Origin of the sequence: Marinobacter sp. M5B, from assembly GCF_042604615.1 — a bacterium.
GTDB lineage: Bacteria > Pseudomonadota > Gammaproteobacteria > Pseudomonadales > Oleiphilaceae > Marinobacter > Marinobacter salarius.
This window is the reverse complement of record NZ_CP156894.1, coordinates 813,148-835,897: the sequence shown is the minus strand read 5'-3', so window position 1 is coordinate 835,897 and position 22,750 is coordinate 813,148. Positions and strand designations below refer to the sequence as shown.

General features: G+C 59.1%; 21 protein-coding genes and 1 pseudogene. 14 read left to right on the top strand and 8 right to left on the bottom strand.

The window, feature by feature from the left end:
- Window positions 1-136 precede the first annotated feature (136 nt).
- The 7 genes and pseudogenes from AAGD24_RS03725 to AAGD24_RS03695 form a co-directional block, all read left to right on the top strand.
- Window positions 137-898, top strand: a pseudogene (locus AAGD24_RS03725) (dynamin family protein); the annotation flags it as partial.
- Window positions 899-2,270: 1,372 nt separating this feature from the next.
- Window positions 2,271-3,419 (top strand): homoserine O-acetyltransferase, encoded by a 1,149-nt coding sequence (locus AAGD24_RS03720; RefSeq protein ID WP_036203135.1) that lies wholly within the window; start codon window positions 2,271-2,273, stop codon window positions 3,417-3,419.
- The gene (gene metW / locus AAGD24_RS03715) at window positions 3,416-4,018 is read left to right on the top strand and encodes a methionine biosynthesis protein MetW (RefSeq protein WP_036203131.1); all 603 of its coding nucleotides are present in this window, start codon (window positions 3,416-3,418) and stop codon (window positions 4,016-4,018) included. Before AAGD24_RS03720 ends, metW begins: the two co-directional genes overlap by 4 nt.
- Entirely contained in the window at window positions 4,015-4,470 is a 456-nt protein-coding gene (locus AAGD24_RS03710) for a DUF4426 domain-containing protein (protein ID WP_036203129.1), read from the top strand. The genes metW and AAGD24_RS03710 overlap by 4 nt, the downstream gene beginning before the upstream one ends.
- Window positions 4,470-5,081, top strand: a complete 612-nt coding sequence (gene rdgB / locus AAGD24_RS03705) for an RdgB/HAM1 family non-canonical purine NTP pyrophosphatase (protein ID WP_041332631.1) — start codon at window positions 4,470-4,472, stop codon at window positions 5,079-5,081. Before AAGD24_RS03710 ends, rdgB begins: the two co-directional genes overlap by 1 nt.
- Before the next feature lie 2 nt (window positions 5,082-5,083).
- Window positions 5,084-6,238 carry a radical SAM family heme chaperone HemW gene (hemW, locus tag AAGD24_RS03700; protein WP_379866608.1) on the top strand — a complete coding sequence of 385 codons (1,155 nt, stop codon included), beginning with the start codon at window positions 5,084-5,086 and terminating at the stop codon, window positions 6,236-6,238.
- Window positions 6,238-6,771 (top strand): hypothetical protein, encoded by a 534-nt coding sequence (locus tag AAGD24_RS03695; RefSeq protein ID WP_379866607.1) that lies wholly within the window; start codon window positions 6,238-6,240, stop codon window positions 6,769-6,771. Before hemW ends, AAGD24_RS03695 begins: the two co-directional genes overlap by 1 nt.
- A 25-nt stretch (window positions 6,772-6,796) precedes the next feature.
- Here the strand turns inward: AAGD24_RS03695 and trmB are convergent, their stop codons facing one another.
- From trmB to AAGD24_RS03680, 3 genes are all read right to left on the bottom strand, one after another.
- Window positions 6,797-7,513: a tRNA (guanosine(46)-N7)-methyltransferase TrmB gene (gene trmB / locus AAGD24_RS03690; RefSeq protein WP_007154277.1), complete on the bottom strand. Its 717-nt coding sequence runs from the start codon at window positions 7,511-7,513 to the stop codon at window positions 6,797-6,799.
- Between the two features lie 76 nt (window positions 7,514-7,589).
- Entirely contained in the window at window positions 7,590-9,113 is a 1,524-nt protein-coding gene (locus tag AAGD24_RS03685) for a YifB family Mg chelatase-like AAA ATPase (protein ID WP_379866605.1), read from the bottom strand.
- 59 nt (window positions 9,114-9,172) lie between these two features.
- On the bottom strand, window positions 9,173-9,427 hold the full coding sequence (locus AAGD24_RS03680) for an accessory factor UbiK family protein (RefSeq protein ID WP_036203113.1): 255 nt from the start codon (window positions 9,425-9,427) through the stop codon (window positions 9,173-9,175).
- A 418-nt stretch (window positions 9,428-9,845) separates the two neighbouring features.
- Between AAGD24_RS03680 and glnK the strand changes: the two genes are divergently transcribed.
- Window positions 9,846-10,184 carry a P-II family nitrogen regulator gene (glnK, locus tag AAGD24_RS03675; protein ID WP_004578958.1) on the top strand — a complete coding sequence of 113 codons (339 nt, stop codon included), beginning with the start codon at window positions 9,846-9,848 and terminating at the stop codon, window positions 10,182-10,184.
- Window positions 10,185-10,256: 72 nt separating this feature from the next.
- Window positions 10,257-11,537 (top strand): ammonium transporter, encoded by a 1,281-nt coding sequence (locus AAGD24_RS03670; RefSeq protein WP_036203109.1) that lies wholly within the window; start codon window positions 10,257-10,259, stop codon window positions 11,535-11,537.
- Between the two features lie 58 nt (window positions 11,538-11,595).
- On the opposite strand, the gene speE is transcribed toward AAGD24_RS03670, so the two are convergent.
- Window positions 11,596-12,477 carry a polyamine aminopropyltransferase gene (speE, locus tag AAGD24_RS03665; protein WP_085681682.1) on the bottom strand — a complete coding sequence of 294 codons (882 nt, stop codon included), beginning with the start codon at window positions 12,475-12,477 and terminating at the stop codon, window positions 11,596-11,598.
- A gap of 198 nt (window positions 12,478-12,675) precedes the next feature.
- Here speE and speA point away from each other — a divergent pair, with 198 nt between their 5' ends.
- The gene (gene speA, locus AAGD24_RS03660) at window positions 12,676-14,586 is read left to right on the top strand and encodes a biosynthetic arginine decarboxylase (RefSeq protein ID WP_379866602.1); all 1,911 of its coding nucleotides are present in this window, start codon (window positions 12,676-12,678) and stop codon (window positions 14,584-14,586) included.
- A gap of 6 nt (window positions 14,587-14,592) precedes the next feature.
- Here speA and AAGD24_RS03655 read toward each other — a convergent pair whose 3' ends face one another.
- The gene (locus tag AAGD24_RS03655; protein WP_036205596.1) at window positions 14,593-15,624 is read right to left on the bottom strand and encodes an AraC family transcriptional regulator; all 1,032 of its coding nucleotides are present in this window, start codon (window positions 15,622-15,624) and stop codon (window positions 14,593-14,595) included.
- Between the two features lie 243 nt (window positions 15,625-15,867).
- Between AAGD24_RS03655 and AAGD24_RS03650 the strand changes: the two genes are divergently transcribed.
- The 4 genes from AAGD24_RS03650 to AAGD24_RS03635 all read left to right on the top strand — a co-directional run bounded on the left by AAGD24_RS03650 (window position 15,868) and on the right by AAGD24_RS03635 (window position 20,123).
- The gene (locus AAGD24_RS03650; protein WP_036203098.1) at window positions 15,868-16,467 is read left to right on the top strand and encodes a sigma-70 family RNA polymerase sigma factor; all 600 of its coding nucleotides are present in this window, start codon (window positions 15,868-15,870) and stop codon (window positions 16,465-16,467) included.
- Window positions 16,464-17,108 carry a ChrR family anti-sigma-E factor gene (locus AAGD24_RS03645; RefSeq protein ID WP_041332624.1) on the top strand — a complete coding sequence of 215 codons (645 nt, stop codon included), beginning with the start codon at window positions 16,464-16,466 and terminating at the stop codon, window positions 17,106-17,108. Before AAGD24_RS03650 ends, AAGD24_RS03645 begins: the two co-directional genes overlap by 4 nt.
- Window positions 17,109-17,406: 298 nt before the next feature.
- On the top strand, window positions 17,407-18,234 hold the full coding sequence (tcdA, locus tag AAGD24_RS03640; protein ID WP_036203092.1) for a tRNA cyclic N6-threonylcarbamoyladenosine(37) synthase TcdA: 828 nt from the start codon (window positions 17,407-17,409) through the stop codon (window positions 18,232-18,234).
- Window positions 18,235-18,263: 29 nt separating this feature from the next.
- Entirely contained in the window at window positions 18,264-20,123 is a 1,860-nt protein-coding gene (locus tag AAGD24_RS03635) for a sodium:proton antiporter (protein WP_126810656.1), read from the top strand.
- Window positions 20,124-20,128: 5 nt separating this feature from the next.
- Here the strand turns inward: AAGD24_RS03635 and AAGD24_RS03630 are convergent, their stop codons facing one another.
- Genes AAGD24_RS03630 through AAGD24_RS03620 form a run of 3 tightly spaced genes read right to left on the bottom strand, consistent with a single transcriptional unit; the run spans window position 20,129 to window position 22,734 of the window.
- Window positions 20,129-21,118, bottom strand: a complete 990-nt coding sequence (locus tag AAGD24_RS03630; protein ID WP_036203087.1) for an NADP-dependent oxidoreductase — start codon at window positions 21,116-21,118, stop codon at window positions 20,129-20,131.
- Between the two features lie 55 nt (window positions 21,119-21,173).
- A complete protein-coding gene (locus AAGD24_RS03625; protein WP_036203084.1) occupies window positions 21,174-21,650 on the bottom strand; it encodes a thioesterase family protein in 477 nt (158 codons plus the stop codon).
- Complete coding sequence (locus tag AAGD24_RS03620; RefSeq protein WP_379866598.1) at window positions 21,643-22,734, bottom strand: SMP-30/gluconolactonase/LRE family protein; 1,092 nt, start codon at window positions 22,732-22,734, stop codon at window positions 21,643-21,645. Before AAGD24_RS03620 ends, AAGD24_RS03625 begins: the two co-directional genes overlap by 8 nt.
- Window positions 22,735-22,750: the final 16 nt, after the last annotated feature.

The following is a 22,750-nucleotide window of genomic DNA, read 5'->3' as shown; positions in this document are numbered from 1 at the left end:
GCCCTGCTATACAGACCCGTGATCGCCGCCGCAGATTTGCCGCGCCAATGCGGTAACATTAGCTATATTTTTGGCACAACTTTAACCAACCAAGATCCAACGCAGTCGCCCGGAAGTCGCGCAGAAGGATGGTCCGATGAACAAGCAAGGAACCCTGTCGCAGCAGGTAGAGGCCTACCACGGCTGGAAAAAAGAACTGATCAGGCAGATCGGTCGCTACCGTCTGTGGCTGCAGGACAACAACCTGTTTTCAGACGATGTCAGCAACCGCATTCGTCACGGCCTTGAGCTGCTGATCGAAGACGAACTCACCATTGCTTTCGTGGGTGAGTATTCCCGTGGCAAGACGGAACTGATCAACGCCCTCTTCTTTTCAGAATACGGCCAGCGCATGCTGCCATCCCAGGCGGGCCGCACCACCATGTGCCCGACCGAGCTGTTCTTTGACCGCACGTCAAACAGCAACTACCTGTTGCTGCTCCCGATCGAAACCAGGACCGGCGAGCTCTCCCTGCAGCAACTGCGCAAACAGCCCGAACGCTGGGTCAAACACGACCTGGACGAGCGCGACCCGGAAATCATGCGGGAAGTTCTGGCGGAAGTGGCTCGCGTAAAGAGCGTCACTCCGCAGGAAGCCCGCAAACTGGGTTTCGACGAGGACATGCTGGAGCATGACCGCAACAAGCCGGGTAATGTCGTGGTGCCGGCCTGGCGCAACGCCCAGATCAGCATTCGCCATCCGTTGTTCGAACGCGGCCTGCGCATACTGGACACCCCGGGGCTCAACGCTCTCGGCTCAGAGCCAGAACTGACCATCAGTATGTTGCCTCGCGCCCACGCCATTATCTTCCTGTTGAGCGCGGATACCGGCGTCACTGCCAGCGACATGACGATCTGGAAGGATCACATCGACACCGAGCACGCCGACCACCGCGCTGGCCGATTCGCAGTGCTCAACAAGATCGACGTGCTCTGGGACGACCTCCAGGGCGAGAAGCATACCCAGGAAGCCATTGACCGGGTGCGTGGCTACACCGCTGACCACCTCGGCATGCGCCAGAACGACGTGATACCGCTGTCCGCCAAGCAAGGTCTGCTGGCCCGGGTCAAAGGCAACGAAGAACTGCTTGAACGTTCGAACCTCGCCCAACTGGAACAGTTGATCATCCAGCGCATCCTGATGCACAAGGAACAGCTGATTACACAGAGCCTGATCAACGACCTGTTGGGCATGCTGCAGAACAGTCAGGCCGCCATGCAAAACCGGCTGGACGCACTGGAAGAAGAGCTGCAAGCCTGTTCTGGCGTCACCATGGACACTGACGCACTGCGGCGCTTGGCCGACCGCGCCCAGCGGGACTATGACTTCTACTACAAGAAGCTGATTACGCTCCGGTCCAGCCGCCGGCTGATGGATTCCCAGGGCGAGATGCTCAAGGGGCTGGTCAGCGAGGATCGGTTTGAGTCCCATGCCGAGAAAGTCCGCCAGAAGATGTCGAAGAGCTGGACCACTGCCGGCATGAACCACAGCATGGATCATTTCTTCGAGCTGCTGGAAAATGATCTGAGCAACCTTCTCAGCGAAGGGCGGCTGGCCGAAAAAATGGTGGGCGCCATCTACCGCCGCTACAACGAAGACACCCGGGCCCGTCACCTGGAGCCAATTCCATTACGGGCAGGTCGTCACGTTATTGCCATCCGCGAACTGCGCAAGAAGGCAAAACGCTTCCGCATCAGCCCCAAAAATCTGTTGACGGAGCAGTCGCTTCTGGTCAGGCGCTTCTTCAACGTGATGGTGGGCGAAGCCCGAACACTGCATCTGCGCGTGCGGGCCGATGTCGAACGCTGGCCATCGGAAGCACTACTACCAATCATGCAGTACTCCATGGAACAGAAACAGTTGCTGGAGCACCAGATCCGCCGCCTCCGGGACATGGTTCGCAGCGACCGCGACAGCCGGGCCGAACGCGAACGACTGCAGAACACCATCAGCGATCTGATGCGCCAGCTTGAACTGGCTGATGCCATGCAGCGGCAAATCCGTAAACCGGCACCCACCCTGATCCAACAGAAGGTGGTCAACATTTCCGGCGCGGTCTGACCGGCGCCGGAAATGGCGGTTGCAGCCATGCAGGCCGGCCTTTAAACTGCTTGGCTGGCAATCGCCTGGCCATATCAATTAGGCCTGCACTTACATGCAGGTTTCCGCCCGGCCATTGCCTGAAACGTCTTCCAGATAATACGGACTGAATCAGGAACCTGTCGCGCCAATGCCCGATCCCTTGCCAACGGATTCTGTCGGGATAGTCACCCCACAGACACTGCACTTCGATACACCGATCACTCTCGCCTGCGGTCAGACGCTGGAGAGTTACGATCTGGTGATTGAGACTTACGGCAAGCTGAATGCGGATGCCACCAACGCGGTATTGATTTGTCACGCCCTCAGCGGCCACCACCATGCCGCCGGTTATCACAGCAAGGAAGACCGCAAGCCGGGATGGTGGGACAGCTGCATTGGCCCCGGCAAGCCCATCGATACCAACCGGTTTTTCGTTGTCAGCCTAAACAATCTGGGTGGCTGCCATGGCAGCACCGGACCCGGCAGCGTCAATCCGAAAACCGGCCAGCCCTACGGCCCTGATTTCCCGGTGATCACGGTACGCGACTGGGTCCACAGCCAGGCGTTACTGGCTGATCGGCTCGGCATTGAATGTTGGGCCGCCGTAGTGGGAGGCTCCCTCGGCGGGATGCAGGCGCTTCAGTGGAGCCTGGACTACCCGGACCGTTTGCGGCATGCCGTGACCATTGCTTCCACACCACGCCTGAGTGCCCAGAACATCGCCTTCAATGAAGTGGCGCGACAGGCGATCACGTCCGACCGTGAGTTCCACGACGGCCGCTACTATGAGCACGACACATTGCCGCGCCGGGGGCTGATGCTGGCACGCATGGTGGGCCACATTACCTATCTGTCCGACGCCTCCATGGGCGAGAAATTTGGCCGCGAACTGCGCGACCAGGCCTACAAGTTCGGCTATGACGCAGAGTTCCAGGTGGAGAGTTACCTGCGTTACCAGGGTGAGCGCTTCTCGGAGTCATTCGACGCCAATACCTACCTGCTGATGACCAAGGCTCTGGATTACTTTGACCCAGCCTACGAGCACGACAATGACCTGGCAAAGGCGCTGCTCCGTGCGCGCTGCGAATTCCTTGTCGTGTCGTTCAGCACCGACTGGCGGTTTACCCCGGCACGGTCCGAGGAATTAGTAAATGCCATGATCGCGGCCCGCTGCAAGGTCAGCTATGCTGAAATCGACGCACCCTGGGGGCATGACGCCTTCCTGATTCCCACACCACGTTACACCGCCATCTTCCATTCCTACATGGACCGGGTCGCACGGGAGGTAGGCGCATGAGAACAGACCTGAAAATCATCGAGCAATGGATCAGCGCCGGCAGCCATGTACTGGATCTGGGCTGCGGCGACGGCACCCTGCTGGACTACCTGCAGCGGGAAAAAAGAGCAACAGGGTTTGGCCTGGAAATCAATCCGGACCATATCACCACCTGCATGGGTCGCGGGGTGTCCGTCATTGAGCAGAACCTGGACACCCAGGGCCTGGGGAACTTCGAAGATCACTCCTTCGACACCGTGCTGATGACACAAGCCTTGCAGGCGGTCCGGCGCCCGGACATGGTCCTCGACGAGATGCTTCGCGTGGGCCGCGAGGGCATCGTAACCTTCCCCAACTTCGCTTACTGGCGATTGCGCTGGTACCTGATGCGCCGGGGTCGTATGCCTGAATCCGAAACGCTACCGTACAAATGGTACAACACCCCTAACATCCACCTGTGCACCTTCAAGGATTTTGAAGCCCTCTGCTTCCGCAAGGACGTCCGGATACTGAACCGCACGGTGGTTGACGGTGAACACCAGGATCGTTGGCTCAGCCGCCTTTGGCCCAATATGTTGGGGCAGATCGCCATTTACCGGATAACCCGGGAGGAATCATGACCATACATAGTCGCAATCACTGGCAGGCGATACTGTCGCTGGCGTGCCTGATTCTGTTCGCCAGCCAGAGCCATGCCGACTCAAAGGATTTTGGTGAATTCGAAGTACACTGGAGCGTTTTCCCAAGCACCTTCCTGGCCCCGGAAATTGCCCGCGAGAACAACCTTAATCGCAGCCGCGGCATCGGTATCGTCAACATATCCATCATGAGGGAAACCGAGGATGGCGGCCTGGAGCCGGTATCAGGCCAGGTGGAAGGCAAGGTCATGAACGATATCCAGCAGGCCCGGTTCCTGGCGTTTCGACGCATCCAGGAAGGCAACGCTGTCTATTTCATCGCCGAATACCAATACAGCAACGCCGAGTTGATGACCTTCCAGATCACCACCCGTCCCACGGGTGCCAGACAGGATCTGCCCATCCGTTTCACCCACACGCTGTTTAACGACTGATGACTAACGCCACCAACAGACTGGTCATTGCCAGCAACAACAAGGGCAAGATCGCCGAACTCACAGACTTGCTCGGCCCACTCGGGCTGACGCCCGTAGCCCAGGGTGAATTGGGGGTTGGCGAGGCGGAGGAGCCAGCGGTCACCTTCGTGGAGAACGCCATCCTCAAGGCACGCCATGCCGCCCGGATCACCGGGTTGCCGGCCCTTGCCGATGACTCTGGCCTGGCGGTGGATGCCCTTGGCGGGGCACCCGGCGTCCGTTCGGCCCGCTACGCCGGTGACACAGCCAGCGACGCAGACAACGTCCGGGCACTGCTCGACGCGCTGAAAGACGTTCCCGAGGGCCAACGCACGGCCCAGTTCCACTGCGTACTGGTCTACCTGCGCCATGCCGATGACCCCACACCGGTGATCTGTCATGGCCGCTGGCCAGGAAGCATCCTGCCAGAGCCCCGGGGTGAGGGTGGTTTCGGGTACGACCCGGTGTTCCTGGTACCGGAAACCGGCACCAGTGCCGCTGAACTGCCCCGCGCCGAAAAAGGCCGTATCAGCCACCGCGGGCGGGCACTGGCGCTGCTTCTGGACCAGTTGGGGAAAGAGCCGGGGTGACCATGACCCCGACGCACGACACAGCGGTGAGCACCCTGCCCCCGCTAAGCCTGTATATTCACGTACCCTGGTGCGTGAAAAAGTGCCCTTACTGCGACTTCAACTCCCACGCACTGACCGGCGACATTCCCGAGAACGACTATCTTGATGCAATCATGGAGGACCTTGCCGGTGACCTCGCATTAATTCAGGGGCGCCCGATCGAAACTGTCTTCATCGGCGGCGGCACGCCTTCGTTAATGTCGCCGGACTTCTACAACATACTGTTCGACCGGCTGCGCACTCACCTGTCGTTTACTGACGATGCCGAGATTACACTGGAGGCCAACCCGGGCACAGTGGAACAGACTCGCTTTAACGGCTTCCGTGGCGCCGGCATAAACCGGCTCTCACTGGGCATCCAGAGTTTCAACCCCCTGCGATTGAAGGCACTGGGGCGTATCCACGATGACAAGGCGGCCCACAGGGCTATCGAGGCGGCCCGCAATGCCGGCTTTGACAACTTCAACCTGGACCTGATGCATGGCTTGCCGGGCCAGACACCGGCAGACGCCCTGGATGACCTGCGGGCGGCCATGTCGTGGCAACCCCCGCACCTGTCCTGGTACCAGCTGACCCTGGAGCCCAACACCGAGTTCTACAGCCGCCCGCCCCAACTGCCCGACGACGACCACCTCTGGGAAATCTATTGCCAGGGTGCCGACTACCTGCATCAGCAGGGGTTTACGGACTACGAGGTATCAGCCTGGAGCAGGCCTGGAATGGCGTCCCGCCACAACCTGAATTACTGGATGTTCGGGGATTATCTGGCGCTGGGCGCTGGTGCCCATGGCAAGGTTACCTTCCGCAACGGCGATATCCGGCGTTTCTGGAAAACCCGGCAACCCGAAGCCTACATGAACCGCATCGGCAGCCGCACCGCGGGCAGCCAAATGGTCGAACTGGAAGAAAGGCCACTGGAGTTTCTGATGAATGCCTTGAGGCTGACGTCCGGTGTGCCGGAAAACCTGTTCACAGAGCGTACAGGTTTACCGTTGAGCAGAGTTGCGGTAAAACTTGAGGCGCTAAGAAAAGAAAACATGCTGGAACCGGGACGGATACAGACCACGGAACTCGGACAGCGTTATCTGAACAGTCTGCTGGAGCGCTTCCTCTGATGTCACTGCCGCGCCTTATGACCCTGTTGCCCAAACGGCTCAACCTGAGCCTGGCGGCCACCGCCGTCCTGTTGCTGGTCCTGGTTGTGGTCAATCAGCCCCTGCAGACCGGTTCGGCTCCCCAGGGCATCGTCAGCCTTCAGATGGCCGCCACGGCGGACCAGTCCATGGCCATACTGCGCAGCTGGCGACAGGACGGCATGCTATGGGCACAGATATCCCTTTGGCTGGACTTCCTGTTTGTACCCGCTTACCTGGCCACGCTGATTTTCCTGACCAATCACCTGATGCGGGACCGGCCGGGCGTTCGGGAACGTAACGTGGCACGCTGGGTGAAGGCCCTGTTTGTGACCGCGGGGGCCGGCGATCTAGCGGAAAACATCTTGCTACTCAATAACATGGACCCGCCCACGGATATGGTCAGCCTGTCCGCCACGCTCTGCGCATTGGTGAAATTCACCGGCCTGATGCTGGGCTGCGCCGGATTGGTGATCATTCGTGCCGCCCGGCGCCATCCGCTGGCCCACGAGTAGCAACTTCCGTCAGCGTACCGACAGCCTAGTTGGTGCGGTAAAACACCAGATCCCAGACGCCGTGCCCCAACGTCTCGCCCCGTTTCTCAAACTTGGTGATCGGGCGGTCTTCCGGGCGCGGCGAATATTCGCCGATGTCCTGTGAGTTCGCAAAACCCTCGGATTCTCCCATGATCTCCATCATGTGTTCCGCGTAGTTTTCCCAATCGGTGGCCAGGTGCAGGATCCCGCCCACGCGCAGTTTATGGCGCAGGCGCTGGACGAATTCGTGCTGGATCAGCCGGCGTTTGTGGTGGCGCTTCTTGTGCCACGGGTCCGGGAAAAACACCATCACCCGGTCCAGCGCCGCATCGGGCAGGCACCGGTCGATCACATCGTTGGCATCAATGGCGTAGACACGAACATTCTCCAGCCCCCGGTCTTCAATCTCTTTCAGCAGTGCACCAACCCCGGGCAGGTGCACTTCCACGCCGATGAAGTCCTGCTCCGGTGCCGCTTCCGCCATGTCTGCCAGGGACTTGCCCATACCAAACCCGATCTCCAGGTTAAGCATGTTGTCCCGTCCAAAGATCTGGCGTGGGTCAATCATGCCCTGTTCACGGGTCAGGCCGTATTTGGGCCAACTGCGGTCGTAGGCCTTTTTCTGGCCTTCGGTCATCCGCCCCTGGCGCAGCACGAAACTGCGTACGCCACGGCGGGTCGTCACGGGTGAATCGCCGGAAACATCGTTGTGATCGGTCATCTGACGTCCTCAACCGCCCTGTGCGGTTTTCCTTCAATGGGTTATGGCGACAGTTTACCAGAGGCCGCCCAGCGGACTATACCGAAACCTGCGCATTCCGGGTCTGCTGCCGGTCCAGCTTGCGGTAACCCAACGCCTCAACCAGATGGCCCTTGCCAATGTGGTCGAGGCCGTCCAGGTCCGCCAGGGTCCGTGCCACCCGCAGGATGCGATGCAATGCCCTGGCAGAGAGCCCCAGCCGCTCCATGGCGGCGGATAACATGGCCTCGCCTGCTGCATCCACGCGGCAGTGCGTCTGCAGCTCACCGCCACTTAACGCGGCGTTTCCGGATCCTCGCTGCATTTGCCGCTCGCGGGCCTGATACACCCGATCCCGCACAACCGTGCTGGACTCACCCCCACCGTCACGCTTCATCAGCACTTCCCCGCTCTGAACCGGCACTTCCACATGCAAATCGAACCGGTCCAGCAGTGGCCCTGATATCTTTGCCCGATAACGGAGCACCTGCGGGGGCGTACACTGGCACTCAATCGTCGGATGCCCCAGATAGCCACACGGGCACGGGTTCATGGCCGCCACGACCTGGAAACAGGCTGGAAAAGTCACCTGCCTTGCTGCGCGACTGATGGCAATCTCGCCGGACTCCATGGGTTCCCGCAGCACTTCCAGCACCCGGCGCTCGAACTCTGGCAGTTCGTCGAGAAACAACACACCGCGGTGCGCCAGGGAGATTTCTCCGGGGCGCGGACTGCTACCGCCACCCACCATGGCAACCGACGAGGCAGTATGATGGGGCGCGCGGTACGGCGGCCGGCACCACTCTCCGTCCCGTACGGGATGACCGGCCACGGAGTGGATGCTTGCTACCTCAAGCGCAGATTCGGTGGTTAGCGGCGGCAAAATACCCGGCAGACGGCTGGCGAGCATGCTTTTACCAGTGCCCGGTGGACCAAACATCAGCAGGTTATGCCCGCCGGCGGCGGCGATTTCCAACGCCCGCCGCGGCACGCTCTGACCATGCACGTCCGCAAGGTCCGGACCGGCGTTCACGCCCGTTTCCGGCACCGCTGGCGGTACCGGGGAAATCCTTGCCCGATCACACAGGTGTTCGCAGACCGTCAGTAAATGGCCGGCTGGCAACACATCGTCCTGACTGGCCAGTGCGGCTTCCGCGGCATTGGCCTGGGGGATCAGCAACCGACGCCCCTCGTTGCGGGCTGCCAGTATCGCCGGGAGCACACCTTTCAACGGTCTCAGCGCACCATCCAGGGAAAGCTCTCCCACGCATTCATACTGTGCGAGGCTTTCCGCCGGAATCTGTCCGGAAGCGGCAAGAATGCCCAGGGCAATGGGGAGATCGAAGCGGCCGCCCTCCTTGGGCAGGTCCGCAGGAGCCAGATTGATGGTGATTCGGCGGGCGGGGAATTCAAAGCCGGCGTTCATCAGCGCACTGCGAACACGCTCCCGGCTTTCACGAACCCCCGTTTCGGGGAGCCCGACGATGGACAGCGCCGGCAGGCCGCCTGACAGGTGGACTTCAACGGTAACGGAGGGTGCTGAAACGCCAATACTGGCGCGGGTATGGACAACGGCAAACATGACAACCTTCCATGGTTATAGGGAATAGCGGCTTGGCCGCCTGACGGGCGTCCTGCCTGTCAGCTACTCGGGAACTGCTTTTCCAGGTCAGCCACGCGCTTTTCCAGCGCTTCGACCTTTTCGCGGGTTTTCATCAGTACAGCTTGCTGGGCATCGAATTCTTCTCGGGTGACCAACTCAAGGCGCGACAGAACCGTCATCACTGTGGCGCGGGCCTGAGCTTCAAAGTCCTCACGGGCGGCACGGGCCATATCGGGAACGAACTGGCCGAACTGTCCCTGAAGCTGGGAAAAGAAATCCTGTGGACCTTTCACGAGTCACCTCTCAAAAATCACCGGTCAAAATCGCTGCGCTGGACTATACCTCGTCCTCGGCGGGCTTTTCGTCGTGCCTGAACGACGGTTCGGAGTGTAACACTAATGCCTCCCCTGCCATACTGTGGCCGTCGACAGTATAATGTGGCTCAGGCACCCCTAATGCTTGCACCGAGTTCGTGCATCATTATGGTTCGCCCAAGACAGACAAGCCCCGAAATGGTGCGCCCTGACGATCCATTCTGGATCAACAGACAGCCAACTGTCTGATAGTTATATTATTTTTTGCGTTGGCACACCCGATGCTAAAAGCCTTGTACGCAATCCGCACAATTGGTGTGCGAGGTGGCAGCATCCCGACCTCAACAACGGGCCGAAGAGTTCCAGATGTTGAGACGGCTTTACCAAGGAGAAAGCAATGAAACTTGTGACAGCGATCATCAAGCCTTTCAAGTTGGATGATGTCCGTGAGGCACTATCCGAGATTGGCGTACAAGGCGTAACGGTCACTGAAGTCAAAGGCTTCGGTCGCCAGAAGGGTCATACCGAACTCTACCGAGGCGCAGAATACGTGGTGGACTTCCTGCCCAAGGTCAAGGTTGAAGTTGCTATCGGCGACAACCTGCTGGATCAGGTCATCGAATCCATCACCAAGGCAGCCAACACCGGAAAGATCGGTGACGGCAAAATTTTCGTGACCGAACTGGAACAGGCGATCCGGATCCGAACCGGGGAAACCGGCGAAGAAGCGGTTTGATCAAAGCCTGATCAACCAGACAGCCAACGCAAAAAATTTATAACTTGAAAAGCCTCGTGCGGAGGGCTTCACATGGAAAGCAATCTCAATCATATTTTTGAACTCCAGTATGCGCTGGATACCTTCTACTTCCTTATTTGCGGTGCCCTGGTCATGTGGATGGCCGCAGGCTTCTCAATGCTTGAAGCAGGCCTGGTACGTGCCAAGAACACCACTGAAATCCTGACCAAGAACGTCTCCCTGTTTGCCATTGCCTGCACGATGTACCTCATCTGCGGCTACGACATCATGTACGGTGGCGGTCTCTTCCTCAGCGGCGTTACCACGGTCGCTCAAATGGACGATGCGGCGATTGCCGGAGTCCTTGCTGCTTCCAACGAAGCCGGTTTTGGTGAGATGGGTGAATACGCCGGGGCTTCTGATTTCTTCTTCCAGGTTGTCTTCGTTGCAACCGCCATGTCCATCGTTTCCGGTGCCGTGGCCGAGCGCATGAAGCTCTGGGCCTTCCTGGCTTTCGCCGTTGTCATGTGTGGCTTCATCTACCCGATGCAGGGCTCCTGGACCTGGAACGGCGATGCCGTATTCGGTATCTATGAGCTGAGCTACAGCGACTACGCAGGTTCTGGCATCGTACACATGGCGGGTGCCGCTGCGGCTCTGGCCGGTGTCCTGCTGCTGGGCGCCCGTAAAGGCAAGTACGGCGCGGATGGCCAGATCAAGGCCTTCCCTGGTGCCAACCTGCCGCTGGCGACTCTGGGCACCTTCATCCTGTGGATGGGCTGGTTCGGCTTCAACGGCGGTTCTACCCTCAAACTGGGCGGCATCGGTGTTGCCAACGAAGTGGCCAACGTGTTCCTGAACACCAACGCGGCCGCTGCCGGCGGCCTGATCGGTGCTCTGATTGTAGCCCGCATCATGTTCGGCAAGGCTGACCTGACCATGGCCCTGAACGGTGCATTGGCTGGCCTGGTTGCGATTACCGCTGAACCCGCCGATCCTTCGCCTCTGCTGGCGACCATTATCGGCGCCATCGGCGGCATTATCGTGGTGTTCTCAATCGTGACACTCGACAAGATGCGTATTGATGACCCGGTCGGTGCCATCTCCGTACACGGTGTGGTTGGTATCTGGGGTATCTTCGCGGTACTGCTGTCCGACGCGGACGCGACCTTCATGGGTCAGCTGGTTGGTATGCTGACCATCTTCGTCTGGGTCTTCGTGACCAGCCTGATTGTCTGGGGCGCCCTCAAGGCAATCATGGGTATTCGGGTGACCGAAGAGGAAGAGTACGAAGGTGTGGATCTGTCCGAGTGTGGCATGGAAGCCTATCCGGAGTTTGTCAGCAGCAAGTAATATGGGCTGACACTGGATCGAAAGAGGGGCGCCCACGGGCGCCCCTCTTTTTTCCACTTTACCGCTCGCTCGACATCACCTCATCTTCCAGTGCATCCACCATGAACTGCGGCATCGCCAATGCCCCACGGTGGATGTCGGCGTTGTAATAGCGGGTCACAAACGGCCGCTGATCCGCGTCTTCCTCACGGAAGTACACCACCGGCTTTTCCTTACCCGCCATAGTGCAGCTCCACCAGCCAGTGGGATACACCGGTTGCGGGAACGGCAGGGTGCGAACGTGGTCGAAACCGGCCTTTTTCATGTCGTCGTGAATGGTTTTGATGATGGTGTTGGTGTGCAGCAGCGGCGATTCGCTTTGCTGGACGATGATGCCACCGTCGCGCAGGGCGATCATGCAGTCGCGATAGAAGTCCAGGGCGAACAGACCTTCGGCGGGACCGACCGGATCGGTGCTGTCGATGATAATGACGTCGAGACTTCCGGGCACCGCATCACGTATCCATTGGATACCATCGCCAAAGAAGAAGTTGGCGCGTGGATCAGTGTTGGATTCGCATAGCTCGGGGAAGTACTGTTCCGAGAGGCGAGTGACGCGTTCGTCGATTTCCACCTGCCAGGCCTCTTCCACACCGGGGTGCTTGAGGACTTCTTTCAGGGTTCCACAATCACCACCGCCAACAATGACCACTTTCTTCGGGTCTTTATGGGTAAACAGGGCCGGATGAGTCATCATTTCATGATAGAGGAAGTTGTCTCTGGTGGTCAGCATCACGCAGCCATCGAGCACCATCAGGTTGCCGAAGGTTTCGGTTTCCCAGATTTCCAGTTTCTGGAACTCGGTTTGTTCTTCGTGCAGCTTTTTCTTTACCTGCAGGGAAAAGGCGGTTCCCTGATCCTGGAATACTTCGGTAAACCAGCCATCGTTCAGTGCAGTCATGTCGTGTCTCCGGATGTGCGCGTTGAGCCTGTTCGTATTGAGGCTATTGTAGGTGCGTAACCAGCACACCTAAAGGACTATCATTACCCCCGGGCCGTGTTTTTCGGGTGTTGTTCTTTTAGCGGGGCGGTGGAATCCATACAATGAGCGCCATAGGCCGGCCCGTTGCCGGCTGCGGACTCAGCACAGGAAAGCCCCATGAGTGAACCAACCCTCAGCGCCGCCCACAAGGTGTACAACATCGCCCACTGGAGCGATGGCTATATCGATGTAAATGCCCGTGGCGAGGTACTGATAAGACCCGACCGGGGGCACAGCGGCGAGGACATCAACCTGCCCGACCTTACCCGCTCCCTGGTCAGTGAGGGGGTTCAGCTTCCGGTGTTAATCCGTTTTACCGATATTCTCCATGATCGAGTCAACAAACTGTGTGGCGCGTTTAACAAGGTCGCTCGCGAACACGGCTACCAGGGAGGCTACACCGCCGTCTACCCGATCAAGGTCAACCAGCAGCGCCGGGTGGTTGAGGAACTGCTCTGCGCCGAACCGGCCGCCAGCGACAACCAGATTGGCCTCGAAGCCGGCAGCAAGCCGGAGTTAATGGCGGTTCTGGCACTGTCGCGCCAGCAGGAGTCGGTGATTGTCTGCAATGGCTACAAGGACCGCGAATATATCCGGCTGGCGCTGATCGGGCAGAAACTGGGGCACCGGGTGTTCATTGTGGTTGAAAAACAGTCCGAGTTGCCGCTCATCCTCGAGGAAGCACGCCGTCTGGGAGTGACTCCGCTGATTGGCGTGCGCGCACGGCTGGCCACCATCGGCAAAGGCAACTGGCAGAACACCGGCGGTGAGAAGTCGAAATTCGGCCTGTCCGCAAGCCAGGTACTGGATGTGGTCGAAACCCTGCGCCGTGCCGAGGCCCTGGAATCCCTTCAGTTGCTGCATTTTCACCTGGGGTCACAGATAGCCAATATCCGAGACATCCAGACCGGACTGCGCGAGTGTGCCCGTTTCTACAGTGAATTGCGCCACATGGGGGCACCGGTAGGCACGGTCGATATTGGCGGCGGGCTCGGTGTGGACTACGAGGGCACCCGTTCACGCAGCAGTTGTTCGATGAATTACAGCGTACACGAATACTCTTACAACGTGATTCATATCCTGCAATCGGAGTGCGATCGGGCGGGCATCCCCCATCCCAACCTGATCAGTGAATCCGGCCGTGCGCTGACGGCTCACCACTCGGTACTTGTGACCAATGTGATTGACCGGGAGATACCCGACAAGCGTCCGCCTGAACAACCGGTCAGTGATGCCCCGGCACCGCTGCAGGATTTGTGGCGCGACCTAGAGAGCCTGCGGGATGAGGCATCGCGCCGTTCCCTGGCTGAGATCTACCACGACGTGCTCCACGCCATGGCGGATGTCCACACCCAGTTTGCCCACGGCCTGTTGTCACTGGCGGACCGCGCACGGGCGGAAACGCTCTACACCACCTGCTGCCGGGCTCTGAGAAAACAGCTGAACTCCGCGAATCGCGCGCACCGGGAGATCATTGACGAGCTCAATGAAAAACTGGCGGAGAAGCTCTTCGTGAATTTTTCGTTGTTCCAGTCACTGCCGGACGTGTGGGGTATTGATCAGATCTTCCCGATCATGCCTGTGAACGGACTGAATCGCCCCCTCACCCGTCGTGCGGTCATCCAGGATATTACCTGTGACTCCGACGGGCGAATTGACCGGTACGTGGACGGCCAGGGCATCGAAACCACCTTCCCGCTGCCTGAAGAGGCGCCGGAAGAACCCATGCTGATGGGCTTTTTCATGACCGGTGCCTATCAAGAGATCCTCGGTGACATGCACAACCTGTTCGGCGACACTCATTCGGTGGATGTGCGACGCAATCCCGGCGGCGGCCATACCGTCAGTGAGCCAATCCATGGCGATACCGTGGCCAAGGTGCTGCAGTATGTGAACTTCGAACCCACTGCCCTGCTTCGGGCCTATCAGCAGAAATTTGCCGCCAGCGGATTGCCGGAAGACATACAGACGAGCCTGCTGGAAGAACTGGAGAATGGCCTGGGCGGCTATACCTACCTGGAAGAGTAACCCGGATCAGACCCTGCTTGCGCGCCAGGCTGAGGGTGACAGACCCTCCCACTTGCGGAAGGCACGGCCGAAATTCGACGGGTCGCTATACCCCAGGCGATAGGCAATGTCATCGATCCCGAGGTCGGTGCGCCGAAGCAGCTCCAGGGAGCGCCGGTGGCGGATGTCATCAAGGATGCCCTGAAATTTCACGCCTTCGGCACTGAGCTGACGGCGCAGCGTCCTGGGTGACACACCCAGTTGCGCCGCCACGGAATCAATACCCGGAAGCCGGCCATCCCGTACCGATTCCAGCAACCGCCCCACACGCTCGGGAATCGATGTGGTCGCCTCCAGCGATCGCATTTCCTCCTGGCATTGCGCTTCCGCTACCCGACGCGCCACAGGATTGGACAGGGAAATTGGCAGTTCCAGAAATTCCTTGCGAAAACGGAGCTGATTGGCGCCGGCGTCAAACCGGATACGATTGCCGAACAGGGATTCATAGGCCTGGGCATACTCCGGTGGCGGATAATTCAGTCGACAACTTCCACCATCAAGCAGGCGGCGTCCGAACAGGAGCAAGTTCACATCCATAAGCGAGGCCAGCACTACTTCTGCATTGAACCGATGCAGATCATCCAGGGCGTGCACGATATCGAGTTGCAGCACAGCGTCGCTGCCCTCGGTAAAGAAACTCAGATTCATATACACAAATCGGATACGGAAATACTTGATCAGCACCGTAAGAGCTTGGCCAATGTTGTCACAGCTGATGGCGGCCTGTGACAGGGAACCATGGGTAGTGAACTTCAGGCGCTTGCCATATTCCAGCCCCAGGGCCGGATCGTGACTCAATGCCAATGCCGAGCGACAAAGACTACTGAACTGCTCCACGGTGATGAAGTTGTCGGGGTGCCCCAACATGGCCGGACGAATATCGGCCGAGCGCAGCAACTCGGGACGCGCAGCACCCTTCTCTTCCGCCAACTGGCAAAGGATATCGGCGTAGTGGGCGCGAATAACGGGCAGATTGCCGGTCTTTCCGGGAGCATTCATGTTGGCCAAGCGTTCCTGAATAAATACCTGCAAAAGATTAGCCGTGATGATAGCGGTCGGCAATCTCCCTGCAGACGACACCGAGCGGCGGAGAAGCCAGCCAGTACAAGTGGGGAAAAAATACCGCCCAACAGATCCGTCTGCCCATCGCCCCCGTAAATATCGTGACTGACAAACCCGGGGCGAGTGCATAGAATGATGAACACAACAATGCCAAATCATGCGACTGTCAAGGAGCGTCCGGTGTCCACACTGGATCAGAAGCCAGCACGAGCCGAGGGCCGCAAGGACCCCTGGAGCCAATTGCTGGAGAAAGTGGGAAAGAACCAGGATCGGCAGGCCTACCACGCTTTGTTCGAGCACTTTGGTCCCCAGATCAAGTATTACGCCATGGCCAATGGCATGGCGAGTCACGCCGAGGAGCTGGTACAGGAGGTTTTCGTATCGATCTGGCGGCGCTCCTGCTTGTACGACTGGAGGAAGGCAGCCGCGTCGACCTGGATTTTCACCATCGCCCGTAACCAACGCATTGATATGCTGCGCAAGATGAAGCGCACGAGTGCGGAGATGCCGGTTGAAACGGAAGATCTGTGGCAAATTCCCGGCGAAAACGAAGACGAGCCGGTTACGTCGCTGCACCGCCTGATGTCTGAACGTCGCGTGCGAGAGTCCCTCAGCCACCTGCCGGAAGAACAGATTACAGTAATCGCCAAGGTCTACATGGAAAGCAAGTCACACCAGATGGTGGCGGACGAGCTCAACATACCGCTAGGTACCGTAAAAAGCCGGGTACGCCTGGCGCTGAACAAACTGAAAGTGATTTTGCAGGACCAGAACGTATGACACGGCACCATCCAGACACACTTACCCTGATGGAATTCAGTGCGGGCAACCTCAGTGAGCCCCACGCACTGTGCATTCGTCTCCATCTGGACCAGTGCCCCCATTGTCGCAGCCGTGTGGATACGCTCGACAGCCTGGGGGCCGTCATGATGGAAAGTCAGCCCCAGGTCGGTGTTTCATCGGACATGTTTGACGCTATCCTGTCACGCATAGACAGCGAGCCTGACATGACGGAGACCTACATCAGTACACAAGCCAAGCGCATGAGCCCTCTTCAAAAGTTGTTGGGCGACGATCTCAACTCGCTGCCCTGGAAACGTCAGCTCGGCGATGTCAGTGTGCTGGATATCAGCGAACGGTTTCCCGGCCAGAGCGAGCAGGTGGTGCTTCAGAAACTGGCCGCCGGTGGGAAGGCACCCGCGCATACCCACAGAGGGAGTGAAACCACGATAGTTCTTCAGGGTGCATTCTCAGACCAGAAAGGTGTGTTCAACCAGTGGGACTTCGTGGTACTCAATCAGGAAGACGAGCACAAACCTGTGGCGGTTGGCTGCGAAGACTGCATCACCCTGTCGGTGCTCAGCGCACCGGTTAAATTAACCGGCACGTTCACTCGCTTATTGAACCCCTTTATACGCTGAGGCGGATGGACCGGAAACTGTACCGGCCTGGCCGAAGCCTTGGCCGAAAATGACCGGCCTTTGTCAGTTTGTGACCTTCCGGACGACACGTTGATAAACGATACTGATTACGTTGATTAGTGTCTCTGAACTAGTCCGGCCCACCCCCCGTCGGGTTGGGCACTTGCTTACAGGCCACGCTCTTGCGTGGCCTTTTTTATGCTTGCTCACCTCACCCCATGAATACGATATCCGACGACTGATTAGAGACAGCCGGCAGGGCTGGGTTACAATCGTGACTTTTCTCCGGAGATGCAGCATGACGGGTGACGACTTCCATTTCCGCTTCGGCGGTATCGAACGACTCTATGGCCGCCGGGCACTGGAGCACTTCCGTCACGCTCACATTGCCATCGTTGGATTGGGTGGCGTGGGCTCCTGGGCGGCTGAAGCCCTTGCCCGCTCCGGCGTCGGCACCTTGACGTTGATCGACATGGACGATATCTGCGTGTCCAATACCAATCGCCAGCTCCACGCGCTTAGCGGGCAATACGGGCGCACCAAGACGGACGCCATGGCAGACCGTTTGCGGTCGATCAACCCGGAGGGTGACATTCGGGTCCATTTCGGGTTCCTGAACACGAAAAACGTCGATGAACTGATTACCCCGGAGATGTCAGGGGTGGTCGATGCCATCGACAGCGTCAAAGCCAAGGCCGGGCTGATTGCACACTGTCAGCGTCGCAAGATTCCATTGGTGTGTGCTGGCGGCGCCGGCGGTCAGATGGACCCAACCCAGATCCGCGTCAGTGACCTGAGCAAAACCACACAGGATCCATTGTTGGCCAAGGTGCGTAATACACTCCGTCGGGAGTACGGGTTCTCACGCAATCCCAAACGGCGTTTCGGAATTGAAGCCGTGTACTCCCTGGAACAGCTCACGTATCCTGCAGGGGACGGTGAGGTTTGCCTACAGAAGCCTGCCACCGAAGGCCCGGTCCGTCTGGATTGCGCCTCCGGGTTTGGTGCTGCCAGCCCCGTCACCGCCAGTTTTGGTTTCTTCGCGGCGGCGCGGTTGCTGGCTCGCCTGGCGCGCAAGGCCAGTTCCGACAAGACGGCAGACTTTCCTGCAGGACTACAGAATTAAACCCATACTTCAACGGAACTGACCCCATTATGACCGTCAGCACTGTCTTTCTCCTTGCCTGTATCGGTGTGCTCTCCCTGTTTTGCCAGTGGCTCGCCTGGCGAGTTCGCATGCCGGCCATCCTGTTCCTGCTGGCCGGCGGCATTGCCGCAGGGCCGCTGCTGGGATTTCTGGACCCCGAAATCGTGTTTGGAGACCTGCTGTTCCCGGTCATCTCCCTGGCCGTTGCCATTATCCTGTTTGAAGGCAGCCTGACGCTCCGCTACGACGAAATACGTGGCCATGGCAAGATGGTTCGCAATCTGATTCCCGTCGGCTCCATTGTCACCTGCATCATTGGCACCCTGGCCGCCCGCTGGATCCTTGATGTGTCATGGGAGGTGGCCCTCCTGTTTGGCGCCATATCCATCGTCACCGGCCCTACCGTCATCGCCCCTCTGCTCCGATCTGTGCGACCGGACGCAAAACTGGCCAACATTCTGCGCTGGGAGGGCATCATCATCGACCCAGTGGGCGCCCTGCTGGCGGTGCTGGTCTTCGAGGGCATTGTGTCCTGGGGCCAGGGCAACGTGTTCAGCCACTCGCTGTATATTTTTGGCAAGACCCTGGCAGTGGGTTTCCTGATTGGCGCTGTCGCGGGCTGGCTGAACGGCATTGCGTTGCGCAAGCACCTTCTGCCGCAATACCTGCACAACGCCGGCACCCTGACGTTCATGCTCGGGGTCTATGCCCTGTCGAATGAAATGGCCCACGAGTCCGGCCTGCTGACGGTCACTGTGATGGGCATCTGGATGGCCAACATGAAGCAGGTCCCCATCGACAGCATCCTGGAGTTCAAGGAATCCCTGAGCGTGCTGCTGATTTCCGCTCTCTTCATTATCCTGGCAGCACGGGTGGAGTTCGAAGCCATCGCTCAACTGGGCTGGGGGCTGGTGGCCGTGTTGGCGTTGCTGATGCTGGTTGCACGCCCGGCAAGCATCTTCCTGTCGGCCATTGGCACCAGTCTCAACTGGCGCGACAAACTGTTCCTGAGCTGGATCGCCCCCCGAGGCATTGTAGCTGCTGCCGTATCCGCCCTGTTTGCGTTTCAGTTGCAGAAACTGGGCTACGAAAGCGCCGGAGCCCTGGTGCCACTGATATTCATGCTGATCATCGCCACCGTCACCCTGCAGAGTCTTACCGCGAGGCCTCTGGCGAGGCTTCTGAAGGTCGCCGAGCCGGCGGAATACGGCTTCCTGATTCTCGGCGCCAACCCGGTGGCCCGAAAAATCGGCCTGGCACTGAAAAAGCTGGAGGTCCCCGTTACCCTGGCGGACACCAACTGGGAGAACGTCAAACAGGCGCGCATGGAAAACCTCCAGGTGTATTTCGGCAACCCCGTGTCGGAGCATGCGTCGACCCACCTGGATCTCACCGGCATTGGCAACCTGCTGGTTATTTCCCCTTACAAGCACATGAATTCCCTGGCCACCTACCACTTCCTGGACTGGTTCGGAAAAGACTCAGTGCTAACCCTGGCCGAAGGGGATCAGGACCAGAAGGCCCGGCACCAGACCGCCGAGAAAATACAGCTTACGAGAGGACTCTTCGACGGAGTGAGCTACGCCAAGCTGGCCAGTTTGGCCAGCCAGGGGTATACGGTGAAGACCACCCAGCTCAGTGACGAATTTACGTTCGAGGATTTCCTGGACAAGTACGACCGTCAGGCCATGGTACTGTTCGTGGTGAACACGCGCGAACATATCACGCCGGTCAAGAGCATGGAGGCCATCAAGCCCGAGAAAGACTGGACATTGGTAAGCCTGGTGCCACCCCAGGCGAGGAAGGAACGCAAGGAGCGGGATACCGGGGAGTCGCCGGAACAGCCACCGGAACCCGCTCCAACCTGAGCGTATCAGCGGGCCCCGCAGTCCAGGACCAGTTTACCCCGAACGTGCCCACCCTCCAGCAAGCGGTGGGCATCAGCGACCTGATCCAGCGGGAAGGCCTTGTCGATATGGACACGCACCTCGCCGTCCTCGATCAGTTCGGCGATCTCATCGAGATGAAACACATCGGGGCGGACGGTCATGCCATGGGCTCTCAACCCAAGGGACTCAGCCGCGGTTATGATCTCATCTGCCGTCACGGTGGGAATCGTGACCAGTACGCCGTGCTCACTCAGGGTGTGCAGGGAACGCTTGCCCGCTTCGCCGCCGACCAGATCCAGCACCACGTCCAGACCATAGCACTCGTCTACAACGTCGGTGGTGTGGTAATCAATCACCTCATGGACGCCAAAAGCCGCCAGGAAATCGCGATTACTGGCTGAAGCAGTGGCGATCACATGGGCGCCCCGTTCAAGCGCAAACTGCACGGCGAAATGCCCGACTCCGCCAGCACCGGCGTGAATCAGCACTTTCTGACCAGCCTCCAGTTCCGCCACTTCGAACAATGCCTGCCAGGCGGTCAACGCGGCCAGCGGCAAAGCGCCGGCAGTCATCAGGTCCAGTTCCTCGGGCACAATGGCCAACTCGTCGGCGCGAGCCACTGCGTATTGGGAATAACCTCCTCCGCCAGCCGGGAAGCCCACCATACCCATCACCCGATCGCCTGGCGCCAACGTCGTCACGTCAGCACCAACCGCAATCACTTCGCCCGAAACATCGTAGCCGGGCGTCCATGGCAGGTGGTCTTCAATCTGCCGGGCGGCAAATCCCAGGCCTTTCCGCGTCTTCCAGTCGATGGGGTTCAACCCCGCGCCCGCCACCCTGAGCAAAACTTCCTCGGCGCCCGGTTCGGGAATGGTGGAACTTTCGATCCGCAGTACGTCAGTATCGCCAAAGTGGTCATAGACCACGTGACGCATGGCATGACCAGAATTCGGATCAACGGTGTTTTCCATGGGGCTCTCCAGACAGCTTCAGGGACAGGATCATTTGTTCAGACTAGCAGAATCCTCAAGGTGTGGTATCAAAGCCTCGACCACCGGGCACCATCGCTCCACCGAGGATGTCGGCGTATTCCGCGGGCATCCGGGAGGGCCTCTGGCTCTTCATGTTGACACAGGCATGGGTGGATACCGCGCGCACCAGGGTCTTGCCATCGGATTCACGCACCAGTTGGAACTGCCGCGCCGAGCGAAAGCGCCCATCGAACCCAGTCAGCCAGGTGCCCAGCACCAGCCGGTCGCCGGCATTGGCGGACGCCAGGTAATCGATTTCAGTACGGGTAATGGCCATGGCTTTGCCAGTTTTTTCATGCAGCTCCCAGGTCATGCCGAGGCTGTCGATGTGCTGCCAGCTGATATCTTCAAGCCAGCGCACGTACACCACGTTATTGGCGTGCCCGAGCCTGTCAGTGTCCGCGTCCCGGACGTCGATGGTCATGGTGAATGGTTCGGGAAGATCCCAGTTCACCGGATCAAACTCACTCATTGTCGCTGTCTCCCAACCCCGGAATAGCCGACAAGGCTAGCCGGCCGATGCGGTCGTTGTGAAGTGAACCAAAGTAGAGGTGACCGTCATGGGGGTTGACCGACGTGATCTCCTGCAGATGGGTACCCTTGGTGTCGTGAAGACTGGTAATCACGCTGCCGTCCGCGTCCATGGCCACTACCAGCCCGTATTCCTGGGGCTTCGGCTTGAAGTAGTCTGGCAGTTTGGCCAGCAGGTCTTTCAGCCATGGCTGCCGATGCAGGGCATCCACCTGGGCATTCCGGAGCGTGGGAAACGCAACCCAGTAGCGGCCCTTATGGTCGACCGCCAGGTTGTCGGGGAACCCGGGCAGGTTGTCGGCAAACACTTCCGCCTGTCCGGGATAGCGGCCACCAATCCAGTACTTGAGGATTCGATACTTCCAGGTTTCATTCACCAACAGGTACTCGCCGTCCGGCGACACCGCCACGCCGTTGGTAAAATGCAGGTTGCTGAGCAACACCTCGGTTTTACCGGTGGCCGGATCATAACGAAGCAGGCGACCGTGAGGGCGCATCTCAAGCAAATCCAGCTGATACTCAGGCTGACGGAATCGCGAACTGGCATCCGTAAAGTAGATGCGGCCGTCCGGGGCAATATCCACATCGTCGGTGAAACGGAATGGCAAGCCTTCTGCCTCTCGGGTCAGTACGGTGACGGTCTTGTCCGGCGCTATGGAGAGAAGCCCCTTCCAGGCATCCGCCACGATGAGATTGCCGTGGCGATCAAACACCATCCCCAACGGCCGGCCTCCGGTTTCCAGCCACTTCTCCGTCTGGCCATCCGGTTTGACCCGCACGATCCAGCCATCCTGCGTGCCAGTGTAGAGAATACCGTCGTCATCCACCGTGGTGTCTTCAGGGCCGAACACCTCTCCCCTCGCCAGCAGGTCTGCCAGTCTCAGGCGTTCGTTGGGCGCCAGCTTACCGGTCAATGGCTGCGGCGAAGGGGCATTCCAGGCCTGGCTATTAATGGGAGATGGCGACAACAGGAAGCCACCCAGCACCAAAAAACCAATCAGCAATGCGCCCAGAAGCCACTTCATAGAGGATGCCTGTTCC

Excerpts from the sequence above, each read along its gene's own strand:
- AAGD24_RS03720 (WP_036203135.1), top strand. The coding sequence starts at position 2,271 with ATGCCCGATCCCTTGCCAACGGATTCTGTCGGGATAGTCACCCCACAG.
- metW (WP_036203131.1), top strand. The coding sequence starts at position 3,416 with ATGAGAACAGACCTGAAAATCATCGAGCAATGGATCAGCGCCGGCAGC.
- AAGD24_RS03710 (WP_036203129.1), top strand. The coding sequence starts at position 4,015 with ATGACCATACATAGTCGCAATCACTGGCAGGCGATACTGTCGCTGGCG.
- rdgB (WP_041332631.1), top strand. The coding sequence starts at position 4,470 with ATGACTAACGCCACCAACAGACTGGTCATTGCCAGCAACAACAAGGGC.
- hemW (WP_379866608.1), top strand. The coding sequence starts at position 5,084 with ATGACCCCGACGCACGACACAGCGGTGAGCACCCTGCCCCCGCTAAGC.
- AAGD24_RS03695 (WP_379866607.1), top strand. The coding sequence starts at position 6,238 with ATGTCACTGCCGCGCCTTATGACCCTGTTGCCCAAACGGCTCAACCTG.
- trmB (WP_007154277.1), bottom strand. The coding sequence starts at position 7,513 with ATGACCGATCACAACGATGTTTCCGGCGATTCACCCGTGACGACCCGC.
- AAGD24_RS03685 (WP_379866605.1), bottom strand. The coding sequence starts at position 9,113 with ATGTTTGCCGTTGTCCATACCCGCGCCAGTATTGGCGTTTCAGCACCC.
- glnK (WP_004578958.1), top strand. The coding sequence starts at position 9,846 with ATGAAACTTGTGACAGCGATCATCAAGCCTTTCAAGTTGGATGATGTC.
- AAGD24_RS03670 (WP_036203109.1), top strand. The coding sequence starts at position 10,257 with ATGGAAAGCAATCTCAATCATATTTTTGAACTCCAGTATGCGCTGGAT.
- speE (WP_085681682.1), bottom strand. The coding sequence starts at position 12,477 with ATGACTGCACTGAACGATGGCTGGTTTACCGAAGTATTCCAGGATCAG.
- speA (WP_379866602.1), top strand. The coding sequence starts at position 12,676 with ATGAGTGAACCAACCCTCAGCGCCGCCCACAAGGTGTACAACATCGCC.
- AAGD24_RS03655 (WP_036205596.1), bottom strand. The coding sequence starts at position 15,624 with ATGAATGCTCCCGGAAAGACCGGCAATCTGCCCGTTATTCGCGCCCAC.
- AAGD24_RS03645 (WP_041332624.1), top strand. The coding sequence starts at position 16,464 with ATGACACGGCACCATCCAGACACACTTACCCTGATGGAATTCAGTGCG.
- tcdA (WP_036203092.1), top strand. The coding sequence starts at position 17,407 with ATGACGGGTGACGACTTCCATTTCCGCTTCGGCGGTATCGAACGACTC.
- AAGD24_RS03635 (WP_126810656.1), top strand. The coding sequence starts at position 18,264 with ATGACCGTCAGCACTGTCTTTCTCCTTGCCTGTATCGGTGTGCTCTCC.
- AAGD24_RS03630 (WP_036203087.1), bottom strand. The coding sequence starts at position 21,118 with ATGGAAAACACCGTTGATCCGAATTCTGGTCATGCCATGCGTCACGTG.
- AAGD24_RS03625 (WP_036203084.1), bottom strand. The coding sequence starts at position 21,650 with ATGAGTGAGTTTGATCCGGTGAACTGGGATCTTCCCGAACCATTCACC.
- AAGD24_RS03620 (WP_379866598.1), bottom strand. The coding sequence starts at position 22,734 with ATGAAGTGGCTTCTGGGCGCATTGCTGATTGGTTTTTTGGTGCTGGGT.